The following is a 22,672-nucleotide window of genomic DNA, read 5'->3' on the forward strand; positions in this document are numbered from 1 at the left end:
GTAGGAACGAGCTTGCTCGCGATGAACGTGAGAGCGCCGCGTTTACCCAGTCAGTGGGCGTTATCGTTAACGGCTATCGCGAGCAAGCTTCGCTCCTACAGTAACGAGCTGGGATCAGCTTTTTTGTGGTTACGGCGTGCCGCGCGGCGGTCCGCTGGGCGTCTTGATAGACAAACGGCTGCGCAGCGCTTGGCTATGCTGTCGAGTCTATAGCCGGTATGCAGCCGGTCCCCATGTCCCCAGCCCCAAGAGCGCCATGAGAAAAACCACCCAGCAGATGTTGCTCCACGAAATCGCCGACTGGCGCCACCGTGGCCTGATCGATGTCGAGGCGCAGCAGCGGCTCGGCGCCCTGTACGAACGTCCCGAACACCGCTTGTCCACGGTCCTGCAATGGCTGGGCATCGGCGCGGTGCTGCTGATCGGCATGGCGGTGCTGGGCGGCATTGGCCTGCTGGCCGAGTCGGTGCTGGTGGGGGCGGTGCTGTTTTTCGCCGCCGGTGTCGGGCTGTGGCTGATCGGCGCGCGCCTGGCCCGCGACCCGGCGCGGCGCATGCCGGTCACCGGGGTGGCGATCCTGACCATCGGCCTGATCCTGATGGGCGCCAGCCTGTTGCTGGGCAGCTCCGACAGCGAGACCGGCGACTTCGGCAACCTGCCCCTGGCGCTGCTGGTCACCGCCGCCCTGAGCATCGCCACCGCCTATGGCTATCGCCTGCGCTGGCCGCTGCTACTGGGCCTGCTTTGCGTCTTCCACGGCCTGGGTTCGTGGGAGTGGTATGGCGGTTCCGGCACGTACTATTTCGGCATCCAGGACCCGCGCTCCATGGCCGTGATTGCTGCGTTGACTGCGCTCCTGGGGCTCTGGCACCAGCGTGCCGAGGATCACGCCTTGCGCCGCTTCAGTGGCTTCGGACGGTTGTATGTGATCTTCGGATTGTTGTACTTCAACTGTTCGCTGTGGTTCCTCAGCCTGGAGGAAGCTTACCGGCAGACCCTGACCTGGACCCTGTTGTTCACCTTGGGCGCCATCGTCCAACTGGTACTCGGCGCGCGCTTCAAGCATCCCAGCTTCACCGGTTTTGGCGTGGTGTTCCTCGGCATCGACCTGTACACGCGCTTTTATGAGTACGCCTGGGAACAGCTGAGTGCCGCGGTGTTTTTTGCCGTGGCCGGCGCCCTCGGCATGCTCCTGGGCTGGTTGTTCGAACGCACTGCGCTGCGCGCCGGGGAGGCTGGCCAATGAACCCGGATCGCCGTAATCGCCAGGTGCACAACGCTCTGGACCAATGGCTGCGCGACGGCCTGATCGACACCCAGGCCCACGCGCGGATCGCCGAGCTGTACCCGCAGACCCGCTGGGACTGGCGTTCCCTGGGGCGCTGGTTCCTGACCTTCGGCGCCATCAGCCTGGCGGCGGGCTTGCTGATCCTGCTGCATGAGCACCTGACGTTCACCTTGCCGAAGCTGGCGGGCGGCCTTGGCCTGTTGATGGTCGGCTTGTTTGTCGCCGGGCGCTGGCTGCTGGGCAAACAGCTGAAACTGCTCGGCGCGACCCTGGAGTTGCTCGGCGGTTTTGCCCTGATCGGCCTGAGCCTGGTGCTGGGCATGATCTACTCCGACGGCTCGGGCAACTGGCCGGCGCTGTTGTTGGTGGACCTGCTGCTGTTGCTGGCGCTCAGTTATGTGCTGAACAACGCCTTGCTGCTGACCCTGTGCAGTGTGCTGTTCTTCATCTGGTTCGGCGGGCGCAGCGGTTATGAGTCGGGGTGGGGCGCCTACTGGTTCGGCATGAACTACCCGCTGCGCTTCCTCGGCGCGGCCCTGGTCATGGTGCTGTTCGGCTTTGTCCATCTGTGGGGCGAGGCCTCGACGCTGGCCCGTTATCGCGGCTTTGCCAAGGTGTGGATTTCCGCCGGGTTGTTCATGGCCCAGATGTCGTTGTGGCTGTTGTCGCTGTTCGGCAGCTACGACCTGATCGACGGTCCGTGGCACCTGGCCGAGTCCGGCGAACTGGTGCTGTTCAACGGGCTGTGGGCGGCGTTCAGCCTGGGCTTGCTGGCACTGGGCATTCGCCTGCGTTTTTCCATGCTGGTGGGCTATGGCGCGACCTTCTTCATCATCCAGCTGTACACGCTGTTCTTCACCCAACTGGCGGACACCCTGGGCTGGTTCGTCAGCCTGCTGATCGCCGGCGGCAGCCTGTTGGGGCTGGTGATCTGGCTGGAAGGCAAACGCCAGCAACGCCGGGCTGTGCCGGGCGAAGCCGGATCGGTGTAGGGAAGGGGAGAAGCCCATGCCTGAGGTTGCGGGCATGGGCAGGCGACGGACCCTAGGCTGTCAGTCGTTTTTCGATATCCCGGTAGGTTTCGCTGTCTGTGGCCGCCAGCAGTTTGCGGCCATCCTTGAAGGTGCCGATGAAGGTCACCTCGGTTTCTTTGCCGGCTATCAGGTAGCCCGCAAGCGCACCCACCGGACCCAGCAGCATGGCCCCGGCGATGCCGTAGCCAATGGCGTCCCTGTTGGTGATGCTGTCCTGTGTCGCGATTTCCAGGTGTTTGAATGCGGAGGCTTTGACCTCGACGCCCGGGGAGGGGTTGGTCACGGTCGGCAACTTGAAGACGCCCTGTCGGTACTCGCCATTCCCTTGTAGAAAATCACCAGCCAATACATTGATCTTTGCCATGTTGAATATCCTTGTTCAAGCATTGCGGATTGACCATACAGCGCCGTCCCACGCCCACCGTCAATGGGTGGGCGATGAAGGGCGGTACCACTGATCGGTGATGTTGCGCCTAACAGCATCGGTCTCGAGTGTAGACGCTTGGTTGACGCAGATCAGTGCGCTGGTCGCAATGGGCTACCGCTCGTCCGTTTGATTCTGCGCGGGCTGCAAGGCTGTCATGAGCTGCCTGGAGCTCATGTTCGACAATGTTAATAAATGTTAGATTGAAAAAATACTTCACATAATCTGTTCATTGGTAGATGATCGGCCACAACCTGATAACAACAAATCACAGGACGGCCCTCGATGTCCGACAAGGTCTCGATTCACCCGCCAGGCGACCCTGTCGCCCCCGCCGCCCGTGCTCCCATTCATCCTGCGGCCCGCCGCCCGCGCCTTGCCGGCGTGGACCAGGCTGCTGTCACCCCTGGAGTACCCCATGAATAACAAGAATGTCGGTGTTGTCGGCCTGGGCGCGATGGGCCTGGGCATTGCCCGCTCGTTGCTGCGCGCGGGTTTCAAGGTGCATGCCTGTGACGTGCGTGAAGCGGTCATCCAACAGTTCGCCAGCGAAGGCGGGGTGGCCTGCGCGTCGCCGGCGCGGATGGCCGAGGCCTGTGATGTGATCATCACCGTAGTGGTCAACGCCGAGCAGACCGAAACCGTGCTGTTCGGTGGAGAGGGCGCCGTGTCGGCCTTGGGTGCCGGCAGCCTGGTGATCGGTTGCGCCACCGTGGCGCCGACCTACGCCGTGGAACTGGGCGAGCGCCTGGCCGAGCAGGGCCTGCTGTACCTCGACGCGCCGATCTCTGGCGGCGCGGCCAAGGCCGCCGCCGGCGAGATGACCATGATGACCTCCGGCCCGGCTGCCGCCTACGCCAAGGCCGAAGCGATCCTTGCCGGCATGGCGGGCAAGGTCTATCGCCTGGGCGACGCCCATGGCCTGGGTTCCAAGGTCAAGATCATCAACCAGCTGCTGGCCGGGGTGCACATCGCCGCGTCCGCCGAAGCCATGGCCCTGGGCCTGCGTGAAGGGGTGGACGCCGACGCCCTGTACGAAGTGATCACCCACAGCGCCGGCAACTCCTGGATGTTCGAGAACCGCGTGCCGCACATCCTCAAGGCCGACTACACACCGCTGTCGGCGGTGGACATCTTCGTCAAGGACCTGGGCCTGGTGCTGGATACCGCCCGTGCCAGCAAATTCCCGCTGCCGCTGTCGGCCACTGCGCACCAGATGTTCATGCAGGCTTCCAGCGCCGGTTTCGGCCGCGAGGACGACTCGGCGGTGATCAAGATTTTCCCGGGCATCGACTTGCCGACCGCCAAGCCCGACCCTGTCTGAGGAACGCTCCATGACCCATTCCACCGCACGCCCGTTGCTGGGCTGCATCGCCGACGATTTCACCGGCGCCACTGACCTTGCCAACATGCTGGTGCGCGGCGGCATGCGCACGGTGCAAAGCATCGGCATCCCCAGCCGCGAAGTGGCGGCCGGGCTGGATGCCGACGCCATCGTCATCGCCCTCAAGTCGCGCACCACGCCGGTGGCCGAGGCGGTCGAGGAATCCCTCGCGGCCCTGGACTGGCTGCGCGAGCAGGGCTGCGAGCAGATCTTCTTCAAGTACTGCTCGACCTTCGATTCCACCGCCGCCGGCAATATCGGCCAGGTCAGCGAGGCCCTGCTCAAGGCCCTGAACAGTGATTTCACCCTGGCGTGCCCGGCGTTCCCGGAAAACGGCCGGACCATTTTCCGCGGCCACCTGTTCGTCCAGGACCAGTTGCTCAGCGAGTCGGGCATGCAGCATCACCCGCTGACGCCGATGACCGACGCCAACCTGGTGCGCGTGCTGCAGGCCCAGACCCAGCTGAAAGTCGGCCTGCTGCGCTACGACAGCATCGCCGGGGGCGTCGAGGCGGTGCGGGCGAAGATCGCCGAACTGCGCGCGCAGGGCGTCGGCATGGCCATCGCCGACGCGCTGTCCGACCAGGACCTCTACACCCTGGGCAGCGCCTGCGCCGACCTGCCGCTGCTCACCGGCGGCTCGGGCCTGGCCCTGGGCCTGCCGGGCAACTTCCGCCGCGCCGGCAAACTGCGCGACTTCGACGCGGCGTCGCTGCCGACCGTTGCAGGCGGCGAAGTGGTGCTGGCCGGCAGCGCCTCGGTGGCCACCATCGGCCAGGTCGCGGCCTGGCTGGAGGCCGACCGTCCGGCCCTGCGCATCGACCCCATGGCCCTGGCCGCCGGCGAGCCGGTGGTGGAAAACGCCCTGGCTTTTGCCCGCGACAGTGACGAAACCGTACTGATTTACGCCACCAGCACCCCGGCCGAGGTCAAGGCGGTGCAACAGCAGCTCGGCGTCGAACGCGCCGGGGCGCTGGTGGAAAACGCCCTGGGTGAGATAGCCCAGGGCCTGCGCCAGAACGGCGTGCGGCGTTTTGTGATTGCCGGTGGCGAAACCTCCGGCGCGGTGGTCAAGGCGCTGGGGGTCAACCTGTTGCAGATCGGCGCGCAGATCGACCCGGGCGTGCCGGCCACCCTCAGCAACGCCGCCGAGCCGCTGGCGCTGGCCTTGAAGTCCGGCAACTTCGGCAGCCGCGACTTCTTCGCCAAGGCCCTCAAGCAACTGGCCGGAGGTGCCCGATGAGCGCCGCGGCGAACAAGGAACAGGCCCTGCGCGAAGAGATCTGCGACGTCGGCCGCAGCCTCTACCAGCGCGGCTACACCGTGGGCAGCGCCGGCAATATCAGCGCGCGCCTCGACGATGGCTGGCTGATCACCCCGACCGACGTCTGCCTCGGCCGCCTCGACCCGGCGGCCATCGCCAAGGTCAACCTGGCGGGGGAGTGGGTGTCCGGCGACAAGCCATCCAAGACCCTGGCCCTGCATCGCCAGGTCTATGACCGCAACCCGGGCGTCGGCGGCGTGGTGCACACCCATTCCACCCACCTGGTGGCGCTGACCCTGGCCGGGGTATGGCAGCCGGACGACATCCTGCCGCCGCTGACGCCGTACCAGGTGATGAAGGTCGGGCACATTCCGCTGATCGGCTACCAGCGCCCGGGTTCGCCCAGGGTCGCCCAGCAGGTGGCGCAACTGGCCAACAGCGTGCGCGGGGTGATGCTCGAACGCCTGGGGCCGGTGGTCTGGGAAAGCTCGGTGGCCAAGGCCAGCTACGCCCTGGAAGAACTGGAAGAAACCGCGCGGCTCTGGCTGATGAGCAACCCCAAGCCCGCGCCGCTGGATCAGGCAGCCCTGGATGAGCTGCGCGAGACCTTCGGCGCGCACTGGTAGCGCGCCGCTGTAAACGACACTGCAAGCACCGCCCGGGAGTCGTCCTCAGGCTCTCGACGGCCCCGGCTTGCCTTTAAAAAACAATAACAACAGGACATCCCCGCATGACGTTCCCTGACTGCAGCTGTTTTGGCTTCACCGGCGCTTCTTTCTCTTATGAGGGAGGGGCCGCGCAATGAGCCCGCTTATCCTGATGTTGACGGCCGGCGCGGGCATCGCGCTGCTGCTGTTCCTGGTGCTCAAGTACAAGTTCCAGCCCTTTGTCGCGCTGATGCTGGTGAGCATCCTGGTGGCGCTGGTGGCCGGGGTGAAACCGGCCGACCTGGTGGCGACCATCGAAGGCGGCATGGGCAAGACCCTCGGCCATATCGCGATCATCATCGCCCTCGGCGCCATGATCGGGCGGATCATCGAACTGTCCGGCGGCGCCGAGGCCCTGGCCAAGACCCTGATCGAGCGTTTCGGCAACCGCCGCACGCCGCTGGCGCTGACCATCGCCGGGTTCATCATCGGCGTGCCGGTGTTCTTCGAAGTCGGGGTGATCATCCTTATGCCGCTGGCCTATGGCGTCGCTCGCCGGGCGCGCAAGCCGCTGCTGGTGTTCGCCTTGCCGATGTGCGCGGCGCTGCTCACCGTGCACGCGTTCCTGCCGCCCCATCCGGGCGCCGTGGCCGCGGCCAGCCAGCTGGGCGCCGACCTGGGCCGGGTGCTGATGTTCGGCCTGCCGATCACCGCCTTCCTGTGCTACGTCGGCTACCGCGTGGCCGGGCGCATGACCCGGCGCTTCTACCCGATGACCGACGATATCCGCGCCGAAGTCTATGGCCCCCACGTGACCAACGAGGACCTGCTGGCCTGGACCAACGGCAATGCCAAGGACCAGCAACAGGCCGCGGTGGCTGTGTCCCACATGGGCCTGGAAGAGTCCACCAGCGCCATAGTCGCCAAGCTGCCGCCAGCACCCGCGCCCGGTTTCGCCCTGATCGTCAGCCTGATCCTGCTGCCGATCGTGCTGATCCTGCTGGGTACCCTGGCCACCTCGCTGCTGCCGGCCGAATCGACCTTGCGCGGTGTCATGACCGTACTCGGCGCGCCGCTTGTGGCGCTGCTGATCGACACCTTACTGTGCGCCTGGCTGCTGGGTTCGCGCCGTGGCTGGAGCCGCAACCAGGTGTCGGACGTGATCGGCTCGGCCTTGCCGGGCGTGGCCATGGTGATTCTGATCGCCGGGGCCGGCGGGGTGTTCGGCAAGGTGCTGGTGGACACCGGGATCGGCGCGGTGGTCTCCGACCTGCTGCGCACCACCGGCCTGCCGGTGCTGGCCCTGGGCTTTTTGCTGACCATGCTGCTGCGCGCGGTGCAGGGTTCGACCACCGTGGCCCTGGTGACCACCGCCGGGATCATCAGCCCGCTGATCGCCACCCTTGACCTGACCCCCAACCACATGGCGCTGCTGTGCCTGGCCATGGGCGGTGGCGGGCTGGCGATGTCGCATATCAACGACGCCGGCTACTGGATCTTCACCAAGCTCGCCGGGCTCAACGTCGCCGACGGCCTGCGCACCTGGACCGTGATCACTACCTTGCTCGGTACCCTGGGTTTCTGTATTACCTTGCTGATCTGGCCTTTTGTCTGAGCCGTTTTTAGGAGCCAACATGCCTCGTTTTGCTGCCAACCTAAGCATGCTCTACCCGCAACACGGGTTTCTCGAGCGTTTCGCCGCCGCGGCGGCCGACGGTTTCGAAGCGGTGGAATACCTGTTCCCCTACGACTACAGCCCCCAGGAACTCAAGCAGCGCCTGAGCGACAACGGCCTGGTCCAGGCGCTGTTCAACGCGCCGCCCGGCGACTGGGCGGCGGGCGAGCGGGGCACCGTGACCCTGCCGGGGCGCGAGGCGGAGTTCCGCGCCGGCTTCGAGCGCGCCCTGGAATACGCCGCGGTGCTGGGCAACTCGCGCATCCACGTGATGGCCGGCCTGCTGCCCTCGGAAGAGCTGCGCGAACGCCATCACGCGGTGTACCTGGAGAACCTGGCCTACGCCACCGCCCAGGCGGCCAAGGTCGGGGTCACGGTGCTGCTGGAGCCGATCAACACCCGCGACATGCCGGGCTTCTTCCTCAACCGCCAGGACCAGGCCCAGGCGATCTGCAAGGAAGTCGGCGCGAGCAACCTCAAGGTGCAGTTCGACTGCTACCACTGCCAGATCGTCGAAGGCGACCTGGCGACCAAGCTGCGTCGCGACTTCGCCGGCATCGGCCATATCCAGATCGCCGGCGTGCCGGACCGCCACGAGCCGGACCTGGGCGAGCTGAACTACCCCTACCTGTTCGCGCTGATGGACCAGCTGGGCTACGACGGCTGGGTCGGTTGCGAGTACCGGCCGCGGGGCGATACCTCGGCCGGCCTGCAATGGCTGCGGGACTGGAAAGCCTTCTGAGGGGCGGGCGGGGCGGCGCCACGGGGTAGCGCGCGCCGCCCGAAAACCGCGATTCTGCGGGAATCTGAACATTTCTGGAGGTGTCGGCCTTCGCTCCCCAGCTGCGGGTACATTGGCTCCCTGTCGCCAGGGCCATCACTGGTGCCATCAATGGGAGCGGGGAGCATGGAAAAGTCGATATTCGTCGATCAGTCGGGCCTGGACGACGCGCCTTGTCGCCCGCACGATCTGCATTGGGAACAGATCCCCACCGTGACCCTGGAGCGCATCGAGCGTGAATACCGCCGTGCCCGGCGTACCACCATTCTTGGTCAGTGGATCAATATCGCCAGCGTGCTGCTGGTGGTGCTGAGCGCCGCCTGCGGCCTCTGGCTGTGGAACCACTTCCGCGCCCAAGGGCTGGACCAGGGCTTTGGCCTACGCCAGTTGTTCGTGCTGTTGTTCTTTTTCGCCAGCCTGTGCGCGGTGGTGGAGTGGCTGCGGCGCATTCGCCGCACCACCCGGGTGGCCCTTGACGGCTTGAGCGAAGACCTGCGGGATATCGCCTGCGTGCTGTGGTTCAGAAAGCAGCACCGGTGAGCGGCACCCGCGCAGCGGCTGTCAGTCTTTCGCGGCAACCGCTTGCGAGTCGGACGGCAGCAGCAATTCCACCCCTTGCTTGCGAATCCCGTCCGCCGCGGCCTGGGCCAGGTCGTCGTCGCTGATGATCACGTCGAACTGCTCCAGCCCGGCGATGCGGTACATGCTGAAGGTGCCGTACTTCGAACTGCTGGCCACCAGCACCACCTGGGACGCCGACTGCATCGCCACCTGCTTGACCTCGACCTTCAACGCCGACGGCGTAGTGATGCCGCGGCGCAGGTCCCAGGAGCTGGTGGACATGAAGGCGATGTCGGTCACCACCTGACGCAGAGTCGCCACCGCCAGCCCGCCGACGCAGGAATGGTTGTCGTGGTCGAGCTGGCCGCCGGTGTGGATCACCGTCACCTGCGGCGCCTCCATCAGCGCCTGGACGATACCGAAGTCGTTGGTCACCACGGTCATGCCCGACAGCGCCTTGATGTACGGCACGATCTCCAGGGTGCTGGTGCCGGCGTCCAGGTACACCGTCATGTCCGCGTGCAGCAAACGCGCCGCCAGCCGCGCCATGGCCTGCTTCTGCGGCAGCTCGACCACCGCCTTGCTCTGGTGGCTCGGCTCGCTGTGCAGTTGGCTGGCGATGCGCACCCCACCGGTCACCGAATAGGCCCGGCCTTCCTGCTCCAGCAGGGCAATGTCGCGACGCACCGTCATGTGCGAGCAGTCGAACATCTCCATCAACTGATGCACGCTCAACACCTGGTGCTTGCGCAACTGGCGCAGAATCAGCTCGCGACGCTGCTCGGGAATCATCGGGGCGCCGCTATCGCTGGCGATGTCCTTGGGGTTGGGCATTGAGGCTCCGCAGTGGCTGGGCAGAAGGCAGGTAACTGGCGGACATAGTAGCGAATCCGCGAGGCGTGGACGAGAACCCATATAGGGCCGCATGGCTCTGCTTCTGTAGGAGCGCAGCTTGCGCGCGAAGAACGATGACGCGATATTCCTGCATTGCGCGTGACGGCTATCGACCGGCAAGCAGTTACCAAGGAGCGGTCATGGACCCCAGACGTTATGAACACCTGACGATCAGCGTCGAGCCCCATGAAATGCGCATGAGCCATTGGGTGTATGCACCCAGGGTGGTGGATGCTCGCGATGGCCGGGTCGTGCTGGACCTGAGTGGCGGGCCGTGGGATCTGGTGTCCTGCTCGTCATCGACGGCGGCGGTGGAACTGCTGTTGCGCAAGTACCCCGGAGAGCGTGAGGCAATTTGCCTGAGCATTCGCCTGGCCGACAACAGCCTGTGGCTGGGCGACAACCCGGTCGCTGCCGGGGATATCGCAGGGGCGCTGGGCTGAGCTGCGCCTTTGCGTCCAGGGGCTGCGCCATTGCGCGAAGCGTCACCGGGGCCTGACGACCGTTGGTAAGCTGGTGGTTCTTTCTTTTGCCAAATGGCATTAAAGTGAATGCCATCTGTCATCAGGCCGGGAGATGATCATGACCGCCGCCGCCAAGAAAACCGCCACCGTGAAACCTTCGGCCGAGGCTGAGAAGGCCAAGGGCAGTGCGCCCAAGGCCATCGCCAAGGTCGAACCGCGCAAGCCCTCCGCCAGCCGCATCCGCGGCCCCAAGGCCAACCTGCTGCGCGAAGAGGCGGCGGTCTATGCGCTGCCTTCGCCCATGGTGCGCGGGCTGCTGCCGGGCACTGACGCCGATGACCCTATGGCGGTGTTCAGGGCCACCCAGCTGGGGTTCTCCCTGGGTGCGGTGATCGAGCTGGTGGAGTCGGTCGAGGCCTTCAAGCGCTACAACGTGCTGGCGAAGATCGTCGGGTTTTCCGAGCGCACCCTGGCGCGGCGCCTGAAGAACCAGGACCAGGCCCTGACCCCCGAACAGAGCGCCCGCGCCTTGCACTACGCGCAAGTGCTGGAGAAGGCCGAGGCGGTGCTGGGCTCCCGGGCGCTGGCCGAAGACTGGATGACCCAGCCGGCGCTGGGCCTGGATGGCGAAGTCCCCATCGACCTGCTGGCCAACCCGGTGGGCTATGAACTGGTGACGGACTTTCTGCACCGGCTCGAGTTCGGGGTCTACTGATGCTCACTGACCCCTTGGCCCCGGCCCTGCATTTCTGGCGCCTCGACCAGGCCCGACATGCCTCGACCTGGAACAGCGGCATTGGCGCCGAAGGCAGCGGCGGACGCTGGAACCCCAAGGGGGTGCAAGTGGTGTACGCCAGCCTGGACGCCTCGACCGCGATCCTGGAAGTGGCGGTGCACAAGGGCTTCAAGGCCCTCGACTGCCTGCCCCACACCCTGACCGCGGCCCGGGTGCTGGAGCCGTCGCGGGTCCACACCGTCCGCCCCGAAGACATCCCCAACCCCAACTGGCTGATCCCCGGCACCCCCAGCCACAGCCAACAAGCCTTCGGCGCCAGCCTGCTGGAGCAGCACGCCTTCGTGCTGATCCCCTCCAGCGTGTCGCGCCATAGCTGGAACCTGCTGATCAACCCCTTGCTGGCCACGGGGTTGTATGAGCTGGTGTTGCAGGAGCGCTTTGCGCTGGATGGGCGGTTGAGTCCGCCGGAGCGTGTCGTGTAGCGCAGCAGCACCGAGCAATTTCAGAATCTTCCTACACCCCGGCTGTCGCCACTTAGCGTAACGTTCCGTTGCCAACTGCAACCAAACTTGCCCCCATCTTGATGGGGGCTTTTTTATGGACGATGTGGAAGTGGACACGGATGAGCGGCTATGTACCCAACGCCCCGAAGGGCTATCGCAATAGAGGCGTGGAGCCTGTCGATATCGGTGAACAGCGTTGGGCCGAATACAAAGATCTGCCAGCTAAACCAGAGGCAAAACCTGGTTCTGTTGGCTGTGTCTTCGCCAAGTCCTGTACCTTGCCCAATGGGGTGATAAACCACAGCAACCCAGGCGGCTTTGTACCTGTCGAGTCACTGAATCAGTACGGTACCTATGTGGTGATGGGCACCGGTCCAGTGATATCCGCAAGCGGGACCCTACTGCAATGGATTGGTGGCTCGGACAGTGCTGCCGCCCTCATAGCCCGCCTTCGAGGCACCTTGGCGTTGGCCGGTCCAGCGACAGCTGTGGGTTTCGCGGCATTACTGCTGCCTGACGATACGTCAGCTGACAGTGCGTTCTATACCTCCGAGCAATACGCGCAGTTAAGCCAAGGGAACACCCGTGTACGGGTCAACGTAAAACACCTGCCGGATGGCTCTGTGAGCGTATATGGGTTCTATACCGGGACCAAGGCAGAGTGGCAGAAGGTGCCCGTAATTGCGGCTCAAGCGCGAGGAGATCAACGGGTAGCGGATTTGGGGAACTGCACTGAGCTCATATGGACTCCGGCAACTGATCCAAGCACTGTGCTAGGCATCCCCGCGCTGAAAGGCGCCTCGTTGAAGCCCGGGACCTGGGTTTTTCCTCCCACTGAGCAGGCCGATAAGATACTGGTCAACCCAGTGCATCCCCCCGACTACCAAGACGCGATCATCTGGTTTCCCAACACGGGTATTCAGCCGATTTATATTTCGCTGAGTGTTCCGGGGGACCATAGCTATCATCCCGCCCCTAAAGGACTGACGGCCTTTCCTGATGCCAAATGGGCCAAATCGAAAGCCTCAATTCAAGGGGGCGGAGGGAAGCGACACCGTTGGGTGGATAGCTCAGGAAAAATTTACGAATGGGACAGTCAGCATGGGACTGTTGAGATGTACGACAAACGGGGTAAGCATCTAGGCGAGTATGACCCCGAGACAGGGGAACAGACCAAACCGGCTAAGCCGGGTAGGACAACCCCAAAGTAATCGTTAGGAGTAGTTCATGTATTTATGTATTGCAGGCTTTTTCCCCGATGGTCACGAAAATGAATTTGTGCAATTTGAACTGGACGTAGCACCGGAATTCAATCAGACCGTGCTTGATCTGGTCGGCTGGGGCTCCCTCGAAGAGGGCGTGAGACATGGCGTTATGGAGTTAACCGCAGCACAAGTCAGGCAGATTGAGAATGTGCTTGGAAAACCCATACCGAGTGATCTGGATATCTGTATTAGCGTTTTTGCCTAGAAACTGGGATGCGGTCTATGCACCTGTACCTCACCGGCTTTTTACCCGATGGCTTTGATGACACATCATTAAAATATGAGCTGGGCGTCGCTCCAGAATTTGAATAGAAGGTAATGGACATCTTGGGCTGGGAAAGCCTAGCCGCTGAGGCTGATGGTGAGTTGCCACTAACCAAGGAGCAGGTCAGTCAGATAGCCGTAGCCATCAAGGAGTCCTTACCCGATCACCTTGATTTGTTTATAGATGTCGTCGCGTAGCGCCATTGTTGGGGCGATAGCTCAGGAACGTTTATGAGTAGGACGCTCTGCGCAGGGAAGAACCACACTCAAATGAAGAGGCGTTTTATGTACTTGCGCATCACAGGCTTTCTACCTGACGAAGCTAACGACGACTCATTGCAGTACAAGCTGAAAGTCTCATCTGAGTTTGAACAGGCCGTAATGGAAATATTGGGTTGGCAGAGCTTGGCGGCCGAAGCTGATGGCGAGCTACTGCTCACCAAGGAGCAGGTCAGACAGATAGCATCAGCCATCAAAGAATCCTTACCCGATCACCTCGATTTGTTTATTGGCGTGGTGGCGTAGCTCCACCCATCATCCGTGATCCCTGTCGACCCATTGAAGGGCGAAATCAGGAAGTTCTGATCGTTCTTCTCGTCCCCTACGATTAGCAAAGGTTTTTAGTACGGAGGTTTGGGAAAGCTCTGATATTTACGACTTTTCTGCATTGATAGGGTCGGTGCCTGAATTTTTCAGACACTCAGGATGTACTCATGGCCTATGTCATCAGGGAAGGAGACCCGACCACGACGGGTGGGAAGGTTATAGCAGGTTCGTCAACGACCATCGTTGAGTACCGCAAAGTTGCACGCATCACCGACCCAGTGTGGTGCCCGGTATGCCAGTCGGTGGGGTATATCGCGGAGGGCCATAACACATGGCTGGATAACCAACAGGCTATCGCGGTGGAAGGGTGCGCCGTTCAGTGTGGTTGCCCTGTAGGTTCTAACCGTCTTGTCGCCACTCAATCTTCTGTCCTCTCGGATAATCAGCCAGCGGTCCCTGTTCCCACCGCCTTGGTGCCGCAAGTTGTGGCGAACACCCAGCAATGGGCCGAAGCGATCAGGCGGGGATATTCGCAAAACCAATTCGCAGATTCACTGCCGCGCGATCAGGTAAAGGGGCTGGCGCCCATCAGCGAAACGGCGCTGTCAGCGCCCGCTCGCTTGTCGCAACAAGGCGTAGAGCCGGGCTTTTATATCGTTCAGTCCCCGATGAGCCGTGCAGCCCTCGAAGTGGTGCTTTTCGGTCGGCCCGACGCGGCCCTCCTGGAGAAGTTTCGTCGGCTCAACCCCCAACTGACGGACACCGCCAAACCCGGCCAGATGGTGGTCCTCAGCCATCCCGAAAACCATCAGTGCAGCCGGGAAGAAGCCCTGCTGATGGACGCAGCGCAAAAGGTCAGCGCCGCGTTGGACACCCTCACGGCCGAGGAGGCGGCCTTTATGGTCCAGTACCGGCAGCAGATCGAGTCCGTGCTGTCTTATGGCTCAACCAACCTTGGGGTCGCGACCGCTGCCGCCGGCAACCATCTGGACGGCATTAAAAGAACCTTGCAGGCCATCGAATCCCTCCATCAAACCTACTTCCTGCGGGATGGGCATCTACGCAGCGTCCAGTTCTTCGCCGAACGGCGGGCGCTGCTCGCCCGGCTGGACGCAAACCTCACCGCCATCACGAAAATGAGCATCGCCTTTCCTGACCACCCCGACCTGAAAACCGCCCTGGGAATTTCCAGCCGCAGCCTGGTTCATCACTGGACCAAAGCGGGAGCAGCGGGGCAGATACCGGGATATGCGACGCATATCGAGGGCGTGTCGAAGGCTTCCACAGTGCTCAAGTATGGTGGCTGGATTGGCACGGCTTTGGGCGGTGGAGTGTCTTACGTGAAAGTTCAGGATGTTTGTTCTGCGGGGAATAAAGAGGCTTGCGAGAAGGTGAAGTTTACTGAGGTGGGGAGTTTTGTTGGTGGGGTGTTCGGAGGGGCAATCGCCAGCCCGGTTTTAACCCAGGCTATGACTTCCATCTGTGCTGCAGTTGCTGTTCCTACAGGGGGGATGGGCGGTGTTGTCTGTGGCTTGGTGGTGGTTGGAGCGGGGAGCTATTTGGCAGGGAAGGGTGGAGGCGCCTTCGGAGAACTCCTCGGAGAAAATATTTATGAGGTCGGGCAATGAGTAAGTTAAGTACGGCGGAATACGTGCTTACCTTTTTGGGTGTAGCCACGTTTTTGGGTGGGGGAGTTACTGCAGGGGTGTATTTCTATCTGAGTTGCACCCGAATGGATGAGATTTTGGGGTATGTAAAAAACTGCAAAGTAGTAAGTAATCAAAGGTATTATCTTTATATGGGCGCTTGGGGGCGCTTTTTAATGATTGGGATGATTTCGGGCGCCTTGGCATACTCTAACTATCAAATTAGAAAGGGGATGATGGATGCTGGTGATGTAGATGATTTTCCTGAGCCGCTCAAGCGGAGACTGATTGCAATGTTTAACATGCAGTTAGTATTCCTGGTCTGTCTAATAGTTGAGTTTATTGTTCTGAAGTTGATCAGGCCGTGATAAGTGGCGTTATGAGGTTTTCAATTGGGCCTGCTTAACCTGGCGGCAGTTGTGCTTGCATTCACATTTGCCGGAATACTTGTTGGTGCCTTTGCCCTGATGGGCGTTTTTCTGTATGTCGGGTATTCACGTATGGAGGAAATGCTGGGCCATCTTGAGAATTGCCAAGCAATACAGCAAAGAAGGTTTCTTATGCACGTCGGGCCGTGGGGGACAGTCATGCTCACGGCGTCGATTGCGGGAATCATGACATTTCCCGGAATCTATCTTCGTCACGGCGGAGTCAGTCAGGCGGACTTGGACGCTTTTCCATCGACCCTGAAGCGCAAGCTGATCCTGTTGCATATCGTGAATATTGCGTTGGCCGTGGGTGGTTTTTTGGTCGGCGGAGCAATGGTTGTGTGTTGGAACTATGTAAAAAAAGGCGGACTTTAAGGCCCCGAGGTTCGGACATAAACTGCCACGCCTTTGTCGTTGCCCCGTATCGAGCCCAGAGCTAGCCTTTGATCGTCGCTGCAAACGCAGTGATCGGGCTTGGTAACCCGTTTTGATACAGGCGCAACGATATGGAGTTCAATCATGTGCGCCGACAAGTCGTCCGCAGATCGCGGCTTTTCTAATCTCCTTTTCCTGCTCAATTACGTCTGCTTCCCAAGAGCAAAAGGAGGTGCGCTATGAGCACCTCCACCCCGGTCAAAACCCTCGGCTTCGTCACCTTCGGCCCTTGCGGCGATGGCGACCAAACCCTGTTTCGCGTCAACGCCAACGTACCTCTGTACCAAGCCCTGGAACACGCTTCGACCCTGCTGTACTACGCCAAGAAACTCGCCCTCGATGCCGCCATGGAAGAGCAGGGCGAACGTTACGCCTGGGCCGCGCACTTTCTGGCGGAGATGGGCAAGGCGGTGATCGATGATGTGGGATTGGGGCTGAGGGAAGAGGAGGTGTTGCAGGCTTAACAGGTAGGGGGATGTTGGGCAGGGCGTCGTTTCTGGGTGGCAGGGAAGCGGCGTCGATTTCCCAAAGTCTGGTTCGACTATCTTTCAGGGAACGAAGCCGATGGATCGCAATGACCGTCGGCGTTCCCTGCGGCCGGGCCATCCAGGACCTGTTCTCGCAGCCGTTCGAGTTGCTGCTGGGGCGCCGTATCGGTCGGGAGCTGCCCGGGGACTTAGCGATGACAAAAGAGCAACTATGCTAGGTCTGATGCCGAAATTGATTGAGCAGATCGGGCTTTCCCTCTTCCGTCGTGGAAAAACAATGGGAGTGGGATCGATCCGCTTGGGTTGAGTTGACCGTCGCTGCCTCTCAAGGTCAGTCTGTTGGAGGTCTGAAGTTGCGTATCGCTTTTTTGGTGAACCGAGATGTGGAGAGCAACCTCACGCTCAACTTCCTGTTGCCCGAGATTCACGAGAGCACAGTGGGGATCTTCCTCTCGGAGAGAGTGGGAACGGGCAGCAAGGTACCCCGCATGCTCGGGCAACTCGCATTGATCGAGCAGGACCTCTTCAATGCCTTGGCTCCGGGGTTGAGCGGATCGAGCGACCAGGTCGGCAGCGGGCATCGATTCGGTTTTGCAGAACTGCAGCAACGCTTTGGGGTTCCTGTGCGGGTATTGCCCAGCTTGCGGGACCCGGTGGGCCTGCAAATGCTGCAGGAGGCGGGAGCGGATCTGTTTGTCTCAATCCGCTTTGGTCAAATCCTCTCCCATGAAGCGTTGGTCATTCCGTCACGCGGCGTCCTCAACCTTCACTCTGGCCTCTTGCCTCACTATCGAGGCGTTCTCGCGACGTTCCGGGCGCTGCTCAATGGTGACCCGGAGATCGGCTGTACGCTCCATTGGATAGACAGTCCCGGCATTGATGTGGGGCGCATCATTGAGACTGCGCGGGTGACGGTCGAAAAGGAGCGCTCCTTGCTGTGGCACATCCTTGCACTTTATCAACCCGGTGCGCGCCTCATCCTGGACGCAATCAGACGCCTGGAGCGCGGCGAGCCCATGAAGGGGGCGCCTCAGGATCCATCCGCAGGGGCCTACTACTCCTTTCCCAGCGAAGATGACCTGATGCGCTTCACCACACTGGGGTGGCGGCTCTTCGATCGCGAGGACGTCTGGGATCTTTTCGAGTTGTACGGCTTTCCGTTGCGCACGCGCACGCTTTGAGCGTTGAACGTCCGCCAGGCTTCCAGATATATCGTGCGGTTTGCCTCCAACATCCGGTCACGAGAGGCACGCAGAGCGGTGGTCCACATGCCATAGCCCGGTGGAAGGAAGAGGTTCACCGGGCTGGCGAGGCATTGATCTGGCGTTTTTCCAGCGTTGAATCTGACCGTCTCGCGTGAGCGGTTGCATGACTGTGTTTCCAGTTGCGACCCTGGCCGGATAGGCCGACTCCTCGATACCCCGCGCAGAGCGCAGCCCGCCCTGAGTGACCGCATTCCAGATATTTCCAAGACGATGGGGTTAGACATAAACTGCCACGCCTTTGTCGTTGCCCTGTATAGAGCCCGAGACTAGCCTTTGATCGTCGCTGCCAACTCAGCGATCGGGTTTGGTCGCCCGACTTGATACAGGCGCAACAGCGCCCCTTGACGAATGCAGGCGCTTTTTTTGCGCTCGCATTTCCGTGCAATGGCGGCTGTGCGTGGAAGGGCTTCGGCCCTGCCGGGTTCCTGTATCTCCGGTCGACCAATCCGCGCACGGCTGCCACCCATTCGTTTGGTCGCGAACGTGGCAGCTCTCACTTTGATATGGGAGTTTCAATCATGTGCGCTATCAAAACCGCCGCAAATCGTGGTCGCTTCAACGGGGTAAAAGGAGGTGCACTATGAGCACCTCCACCCCGGTCAAAACCCTCGGCTTCGTCACCTTCGGCCCTTGCGGCGACGGCGATCAAACCCTGTTTCGCGTCAACGTCGACGTGCCTCTGCACCAAGCCCTGGAACACGCGTCGACCCTGCTGTACTACGCCAAGAAACTTGCCCTCGATGCCGCCATGGAAGAGCAGGGCGAACGTTACGCCTGGGCCGCGCACTTTCTGGCGGAGATGGGCAAGGCGGTGATCGATGATGTGGGGCTGGGTTTGAGGGAAGGGGAGGAGCTGAAGGTTTAGTGGAGGGATGTTGCAGAGCGCCGTTTCTGGGTGGCAGGGAAACGGCGTTTTTTAGGGGGGTTACCCCGCATCGCACTGTCGATTTCCCGGAGTCTGGTTCGACTATCTTTCAGGGAACGAAGCCGATGGGTCGCAATGACCGTCGACGTTCCCTGCCTGAGCACTTTTACGCAGACGAACCAGGAGAAAACCATGCGCAAGCTAATCGTTGCCGCTTTCATGAGCCTGGATGGCGTTATCCAGGCGCCCGGCGGGCCCGAAGAAGATACCAGCGGCGAGTTTCGCTTCGGTGGCTGGGTCGTACCCTACGCCGACGAAGCCTTCGGCCAGGCCATGCAGGAGCTGTTTTCGCAGCCGTTCGACCTGCTGCTGGGGCGACGCACCTACGACATATTCGCGGGCTATTGGCCGCACATACAGCCCGGTTCAAGCAACAGCGCCATCGCCGACCTGTTCAACCGCGTGCCCAAGCATGTGGCCACCCACCGCCCCGATACACTTGATTGGCACAACAGCCATGCGCTGCAAGGAAACCTCGCCGACGCCATACAGGCCCTCAAACAGCAGGACGGCGCCCACCTGTTGACCCAGGGCAGCGGCGATCTGGTGCGCCAACTGCTTGCTGCCGGGTTGGTGGATGAGCTGCGGCTGATGATCCATCCCATTGTGTTGGGGCGCGGCAAGCGGTTGTTTGATGATCATGCACAAGCGTCGGCTTTCACTTTGGTGAGCTCAACGAGTACTCCTGGCGGGGTGCTTATCACTCGCTACGTTCGCAGTGGTGAGGTACGTACAGGGACGTTTGAAGAGTAGGACCGCTCGTGACGGCCTTGACTTGAGCTGATGGGGGGAGCAAACACTCGTGCCCTTGCTACCCAGCGGATAATGAATGAAACCAATGCCGGTTCTCTTGAGTCAGGTTGCAACACATAAGAGTCGGAGCCCTATGTTGAGCTTTCAGCCCAACGAATCTGAGGCGAGTGTCTATCCTAAGGATCAGGTTCTGACTAATTTCGGAGGTTTGCACATGGACGTCACGCTGGTGGACCTTAAGATGGCAGCAGAGCGTTACAAAGAGTTCGTTGAGGCACAAGCTGAAGCCCCAACGTCTATTGTTGCTGTTGAGCGACTAAAACTTGGCTTGCGCAATGCCAATCTATTTACATCAGCAACTGATCGCCTCAGCGTAATCGCTAATGTTCTAAAGGAGAATCTGACAAAGCTTGAGCCGGGCATAGATATTCCACCAGAACTGCCACAGTTCTTGGACGTCGCCGATGCACGCAACGAGGTTTCTTTTGGCGACAACGACCTGCGCCCGATTCGATTCCTTCATGTAGCGCTCCTGGCTGCCCGAGCCGTTGGAAAAATAACGGTGCGCGGATATGTGGATGCGGAGGGAGACGCGACAGGGTTTCTTGTAGCTCCGGGCCTGTTACTTACGAATCATCATGTTCTACCTTCTGAGGATTTTGCAGCTACTTCCTTTGTAGCCTTTGATATGGAGGATGGACTTGATGGAAAACCTAAGTCTCCGAAACTATTTGACCTTCAGCCATCAGAGCTTTATATCGCGGATAAGGAATTGGATTACTGTTTTGTTGCTGTCAGCCCAACGACTTCGCAAGGTGAGGAGCTTTCGCAGTATGGCTTCCTTCGGATGTTTGAACAGACAGGAAAGCTCGATCCGAATCGCAGGCAGGCAGCAAATATAATTCAACACCCTCTTGGCCAAGAAAAGAAAATTGCCCTTCGCGATAACTATTTCATGGAGCCGCCAAAAGATGTGTTGGATAAGTCGGGAAAGCTAAACTCACTGTTCTATGGCTCTGACACACTGAAGGGTTCATCCGGAGCGCCGGTTTTCACTGATGAGTGGTTTGTTGTGGCGTTGCATAGAGGCGGCGTTCCTTTGATGAAGGCTGTCAACGGCAAGATCAGAGTTATGCGCCTGGACGGTACGCCAGCCCGTGATGGCGATGCGAAAAGCAGCATTGCTTATGTGACAAATGAAGGTACAAGAGTGAGCCGTATTTATGCATCTCTAAGGCAGAAAGCAGTACTCGATAATGAAACCTCCACTCATGCGCAAGCTGCTCTGAATCGAATATTGGCTGTATCTCAAGATCCTAAGCTCGGCCCTGTGGACAAGTCTACAGCCCCCCTGATCACTCCTGGACCATTAGCTTCAGACCTGAGTGATACTCAAGAGAAACTTATTCGCCGTAAACCAGACATGTTCAATGGTGCAGCAGGCTATCAATCAGGTTTTCTCGGCGAAGGATTTGAGGTGGGTTTACCCGAACTATCACATGAGGTGATCAAGGAGGTAGCGAGACTGCGGGATCTAGACGAGTACGTGCTGAAGTACCTGAATTACTCGGTTGTCATGCACGCACAACGGCGCACGGCAATCTATGCAGCAGGAAACGTGAATGGCTCGTTACTGTGGAAAAAGGTAATGCAAGGAGCAATGCCCAAGAGACCTAGCTGGACATTTGACCCCAGACTTGACGATCAGCATCAACCTGACGACTCGATATTTAGCACCGCCATACAGAGAGGACATCTGTTCAAACGCGAGGATGCGGTGCAAGGGGATAATGAGAAAACGTTATCCCTTGCCGACCAACACTCGTTTGTTATTACAAACGCAACCCCAATGATTGCCAACTTCAACAATGTCGAATGGGGAGACCTCGAAGACCTTATCACCCGGCACCTTGAAGAAGGGAATCGTGTGAGTTATTTCGCTGGACCGATTTTCGATGTAGAGGACAAGTATTTCTACGAATTGAAGGCTTCAGTACCGGAGTCAAATCGGCTCAAGGGGATACGTGTTCCTTCCAGGTTTTGGAAGATAGTGGCTTGGGTTGAGCAAGATCGACTTCAAGCCGCAGGCTTTGTGCTCGACCAGTCAGACGAAATACGAAAGCACGGGCCAATTACCGATGAAATCTACTTTGGCGCATATTCGCAGACCTCCATCGAAGAAATTGAAGCTCGCACAGGTCTCCTCTTTAATCAACTGCGAGTAGCTGACACGTACAAGTGATCGCTTGCTATCGTAGCTACGAATACGAGGGGTGTCTTAGGGGTAAGATGCTAAGCGGATAATGATATAGATGACCGCTTGCAGATGGAATATAAAAAACCTAAAGTGCAAAGAGTCTATGATGATAAATGATAAAAGCTGACTAACTAATCGACGGTAGAAATCCCGCTTGTGAGGGTTTTACTGGGGGATTTTATCTCATCACTCAAAATCCTCACAAGAAGATGCACTATCTGGTTTTCCTGGATCTTCTGGAGTGCTCTCCACCTTCTGCGCTTCAGATTGTTGATTCTAGACCACCCCTAGCGAGGGATAGTCGGATGTTGTGCCTAAAAAGATGATATTGATATATGGTTGTTTTGTTAATGGCTGGCTTTTTATCAATATGCTTGGTGCTCCCGAGATCGCCCAGTAAAAATGAAAGATTGCTGCTTAGGAACAACTGTAGCCAGAAGAACCCTTTGTGTGAGGGCCAGGTATCAGTGGAAAGCAGAGATTGATTAACACCTGCTCATGGTCGATTACCGCCTCAATGGAGGGCATCAATTTGAAGTGGCCGGTAGGTCATGATGCTTTGATTTAGGATAATGTTGACTTGATAGAGGGGAGTGCACATCAGCCATCTACTTCGGTATATCCAGCTATGATCCATAGAGGTTTCATAGATGTCGACCGATAGGGAAGTGCGATGCCACAGTACTTAAGGAAAAGCACCGTTCGTTTACTTGAAGCTAGTCAAGAGGCTTTGGCTCTCGCATTT

At 60.0% G+C, this 22,672-nt stretch carries 24 protein-coding genes and 1 pseudogene; 23 read left to right on the plus strand and 2 right to left on the minus strand.

What is annotated here, in order from left to right; all coding sequences use genetic code 11:
* The first annotated feature begins 256 nt into the window (after positions 1 to 256).
* Together AC07PQ_RS07850 and AC07PQ_RS07855 are read left to right on the plus strand one after the other, a co-directional pair.
* A complete protein-coding gene (locus AC07PQ_RS07850) occupies positions 257 to 1,246 on the plus strand; it encodes a DUF2157 domain-containing protein (protein ID WP_493184941.1) in 990 nt (329 codons plus the stop codon).
* Positions 1,243 to 2,280, plus strand: a complete 1,038-nt coding sequence (locus AC07PQ_RS07855) for a hypothetical protein (protein ID WP_493184940.1) — start codon at positions 1,243 to 1,245, stop codon at positions 2,278 to 2,280. The genes AC07PQ_RS07850 and AC07PQ_RS07855 overlap by 4 nt, the downstream gene beginning before the upstream one ends.
* Positions 2,281 to 2,332: 52 nt before the next feature.
* Here the strand turns inward: AC07PQ_RS07855 and AC07PQ_RS07860 are convergent, their stop codons facing one another.
* Positions 2,333 to 2,686: a hypothetical protein gene (locus AC07PQ_RS07860; RefSeq protein ID WP_007931870.1), complete on the minus strand. Its 354-nt coding sequence runs from the start codon at positions 2,684 to 2,686 to the stop codon at positions 2,333 to 2,335.
* A 478-nt stretch (positions 2,687 to 3,164) separates the two neighbouring features.
* Here AC07PQ_RS07860 and ltnD point away from each other — a divergent pair, with 478 nt between their 5' ends.
* From ltnD to AC07PQ_RS07890, 6 genes are all read left to right on the plus strand, one after another.
* The gene (gene ltnD, locus AC07PQ_RS07865) at positions 3,165 to 4,070 is read left to right on the plus strand and encodes an L-threonate dehydrogenase (RefSeq protein WP_493184939.1); all 906 of its coding nucleotides are present in this window, start codon (positions 3,165 to 3,167) and stop codon (positions 4,068 to 4,070) included.
* Between the two features lie 10 nt (positions 4,071 to 4,080).
* On the plus strand, positions 4,081 to 5,373 hold the full coding sequence (gene otnK, locus AC07PQ_RS07870; protein WP_493184938.1) for a 3-oxo-tetronate kinase: 1,293 nt from the start codon (positions 4,081 to 4,083) through the stop codon (positions 5,371 to 5,373).
* On the plus strand, positions 5,370 to 6,020 hold the full coding sequence (gene otnC, locus AC07PQ_RS07875; RefSeq protein WP_493184937.1) for a 3-oxo-tetronate 4-phosphate decarboxylase: 651 nt from the start codon (positions 5,370 to 5,372) through the stop codon (positions 6,018 to 6,020). Before otnK ends, otnC begins: the two co-directional genes overlap by 4 nt.
* 175 nt (positions 6,021 to 6,195) lie before the next feature.
* Positions 6,196 to 7,656: a GntT/GntP/DsdX family permease gene (locus AC07PQ_RS07880; RefSeq protein WP_493184936.1), complete on the plus strand. Its 1,461-nt coding sequence runs from the start codon at positions 6,196 to 6,198 to the stop codon at positions 7,654 to 7,656.
* Between the two features lie 19 nt (positions 7,657 to 7,675).
* On the plus strand, positions 7,676 to 8,458 hold the full coding sequence (otnI, locus tag AC07PQ_RS07885) for a 2-oxo-tetronate isomerase (RefSeq protein WP_493184935.1): 783 nt from the start codon (positions 7,676 to 7,678) through the stop codon (positions 8,456 to 8,458).
* Between the two features lie 165 nt (positions 8,459 to 8,623).
* Positions 8,624 to 9,037, plus strand: coding sequence for a hypothetical protein (locus AC07PQ_RS07890; protein WP_007931859.1), 414 nt, complete (start codon positions 8,624 to 8,626; stop codon positions 9,035 to 9,037).
* Between the two features lie 21 nt (positions 9,038 to 9,058).
* Here the strand turns inward: AC07PQ_RS07890 and AC07PQ_RS07895 are convergent, their stop codons facing one another.
* Positions 9,059 to 9,892 (minus strand): DeoR/GlpR family DNA-binding transcription regulator, encoded by an 834-nt coding sequence (locus tag AC07PQ_RS07895; protein ID WP_007931857.1) that lies wholly within the window; start codon positions 9,890 to 9,892, stop codon positions 9,059 to 9,061.
* Between the two features lie 200 nt (positions 9,893 to 10,092).
* Here AC07PQ_RS07895 and AC07PQ_RS07900 point away from each other — a divergent pair, with 200 nt between their 5' ends.
* The 15 genes and pseudogenes from AC07PQ_RS07900 to AC07PQ_RS07970 all read left to right on the plus strand — a co-directional run bounded on the left by AC07PQ_RS07900 (position 10,093) and on the right by AC07PQ_RS07970 (position 21,912).
* Positions 10,093 to 10,395 carry a hypothetical protein gene (locus AC07PQ_RS07900; RefSeq protein WP_493184934.1) on the plus strand — a complete coding sequence of 101 codons (303 nt, stop codon included), beginning with the start codon at positions 10,093 to 10,095 and terminating at the stop codon, positions 10,393 to 10,395.
* A 139-nt stretch (positions 10,396 to 10,534) separates the two neighbouring features.
* Positions 10,535 to 11,131, plus strand: a complete 597-nt coding sequence (locus AC07PQ_RS07905) for an Xre family toxin-antitoxin system antitoxin (RefSeq protein ID WP_087087677.1) — start codon at positions 10,535 to 10,537, stop codon at positions 11,129 to 11,131.
* Complete coding sequence (locus tag AC07PQ_RS07910) at positions 11,131 to 11,634, plus strand: RES family NAD+ phosphorylase (RefSeq protein ID WP_493184933.1); 504 nt, start codon at positions 11,131 to 11,133, stop codon at positions 11,632 to 11,634. The genes AC07PQ_RS07905 and AC07PQ_RS07910 overlap by 1 nt, the downstream gene beginning before the upstream one ends.
* Positions 11,635 to 11,774: 140 nt before the next feature.
* Positions 11,775 to 12,866, plus strand: a complete 1,092-nt coding sequence (locus tag AC07PQ_RS07915) for a colicin E3/pyocin S6 family cytotoxin (protein WP_007931845.1) — start codon at positions 11,775 to 11,777, stop codon at positions 12,864 to 12,866.
* A 16-nt stretch (positions 12,867 to 12,882) separates the two neighbouring features.
* The gene (locus tag AC07PQ_RS07920) at positions 12,883 to 13,125 is read left to right on the plus strand and encodes a pyocin S6 family toxin immunity protein (RefSeq protein WP_007931843.1); all 243 of its coding nucleotides are present in this window, start codon (positions 12,883 to 12,885) and stop codon (positions 13,123 to 13,125) included.
* Between the two features lie 17 nt (positions 13,126 to 13,142).
* A pseudogene (locus AC07PQ_RS07925) lies at positions 13,143 to 13,382 on the plus strand (pyocin S6 family toxin immunity protein).
* An 87-nt stretch (positions 13,383 to 13,469) separates the two neighbouring features.
* A complete protein-coding gene (locus AC07PQ_RS07930) occupies positions 13,470 to 13,709 on the plus strand; it encodes a pyocin S6 family toxin immunity protein (RefSeq protein ID WP_007931838.1) in 240 nt (79 codons plus the stop codon).
* A gap of 188 nt (positions 13,710 to 13,897) precedes the next feature.
* On the plus strand, positions 13,898 to 15,358 hold the full coding sequence (locus tag AC07PQ_RS07935) for a PAAR domain-containing protein (protein WP_493184932.1): 1,461 nt from the start codon (positions 13,898 to 13,900) through the stop codon (positions 15,356 to 15,358).
* A complete protein-coding gene (locus AC07PQ_RS07940) occupies positions 15,355 to 15,744 on the plus strand; it encodes a hypothetical protein (protein WP_493184931.1) in 390 nt (129 codons plus the stop codon). The genes AC07PQ_RS07935 and AC07PQ_RS07940 overlap by 4 nt, the downstream gene beginning before the upstream one ends.
* 24 nt (positions 15,745 to 15,768) lie before the next feature.
* Positions 15,769 to 16,179, plus strand: a complete 411-nt coding sequence (locus AC07PQ_RS07945) for a hypothetical protein (RefSeq protein WP_253363850.1) — start codon at positions 15,769 to 15,771, stop codon at positions 16,177 to 16,179.
* Positions 16,180 to 16,418: 239 nt separating this feature from the next.
* Positions 16,419 to 16,703, plus strand: a complete 285-nt coding sequence (locus tag AC07PQ_RS07950; RefSeq protein ID WP_493184930.1) for a DUF3077 domain-containing protein — start codon at positions 16,419 to 16,421, stop codon at positions 16,701 to 16,703.
* A 377-nt stretch (positions 16,704 to 17,080) separates the two neighbouring features.
* The gene (locus AC07PQ_RS07955) at positions 17,081 to 17,908 is read left to right on the plus strand and encodes a formyl transferase (RefSeq protein ID WP_493184929.1); all 828 of its coding nucleotides are present in this window, start codon (positions 17,081 to 17,083) and stop codon (positions 17,906 to 17,908) included.
* A gap of 664 nt (positions 17,909 to 18,572) precedes the next feature.
* A complete protein-coding gene (locus AC07PQ_RS07960; RefSeq protein WP_493184928.1) occupies positions 18,573 to 18,857 on the plus strand; it encodes a DUF3077 domain-containing protein in 285 nt (94 codons plus the stop codon).
* Positions 18,858 to 19,049: 192 nt separating this feature from the next.
* Complete coding sequence (locus AC07PQ_RS07965) at positions 19,050 to 19,670, plus strand: dihydrofolate reductase family protein (protein ID WP_493184927.1); 621 nt, start codon at positions 19,050 to 19,052, stop codon at positions 19,668 to 19,670.
* A gap of 214 nt (positions 19,671 to 19,884) precedes the next feature.
* Positions 19,885 to 21,912: a DNA/RNA non-specific endonuclease gene (locus AC07PQ_RS07970; RefSeq protein WP_493184926.1), complete on the plus strand. Its 2,028-nt coding sequence runs from the start codon at positions 19,885 to 19,887 to the stop codon at positions 21,910 to 21,912.
* Positions 21,913 to 22,672: the final 760 nt, after the last annotated feature.

This window comes from Pseudomonas sp. GW821-FHT09E12, assembly GCF_059416085.1.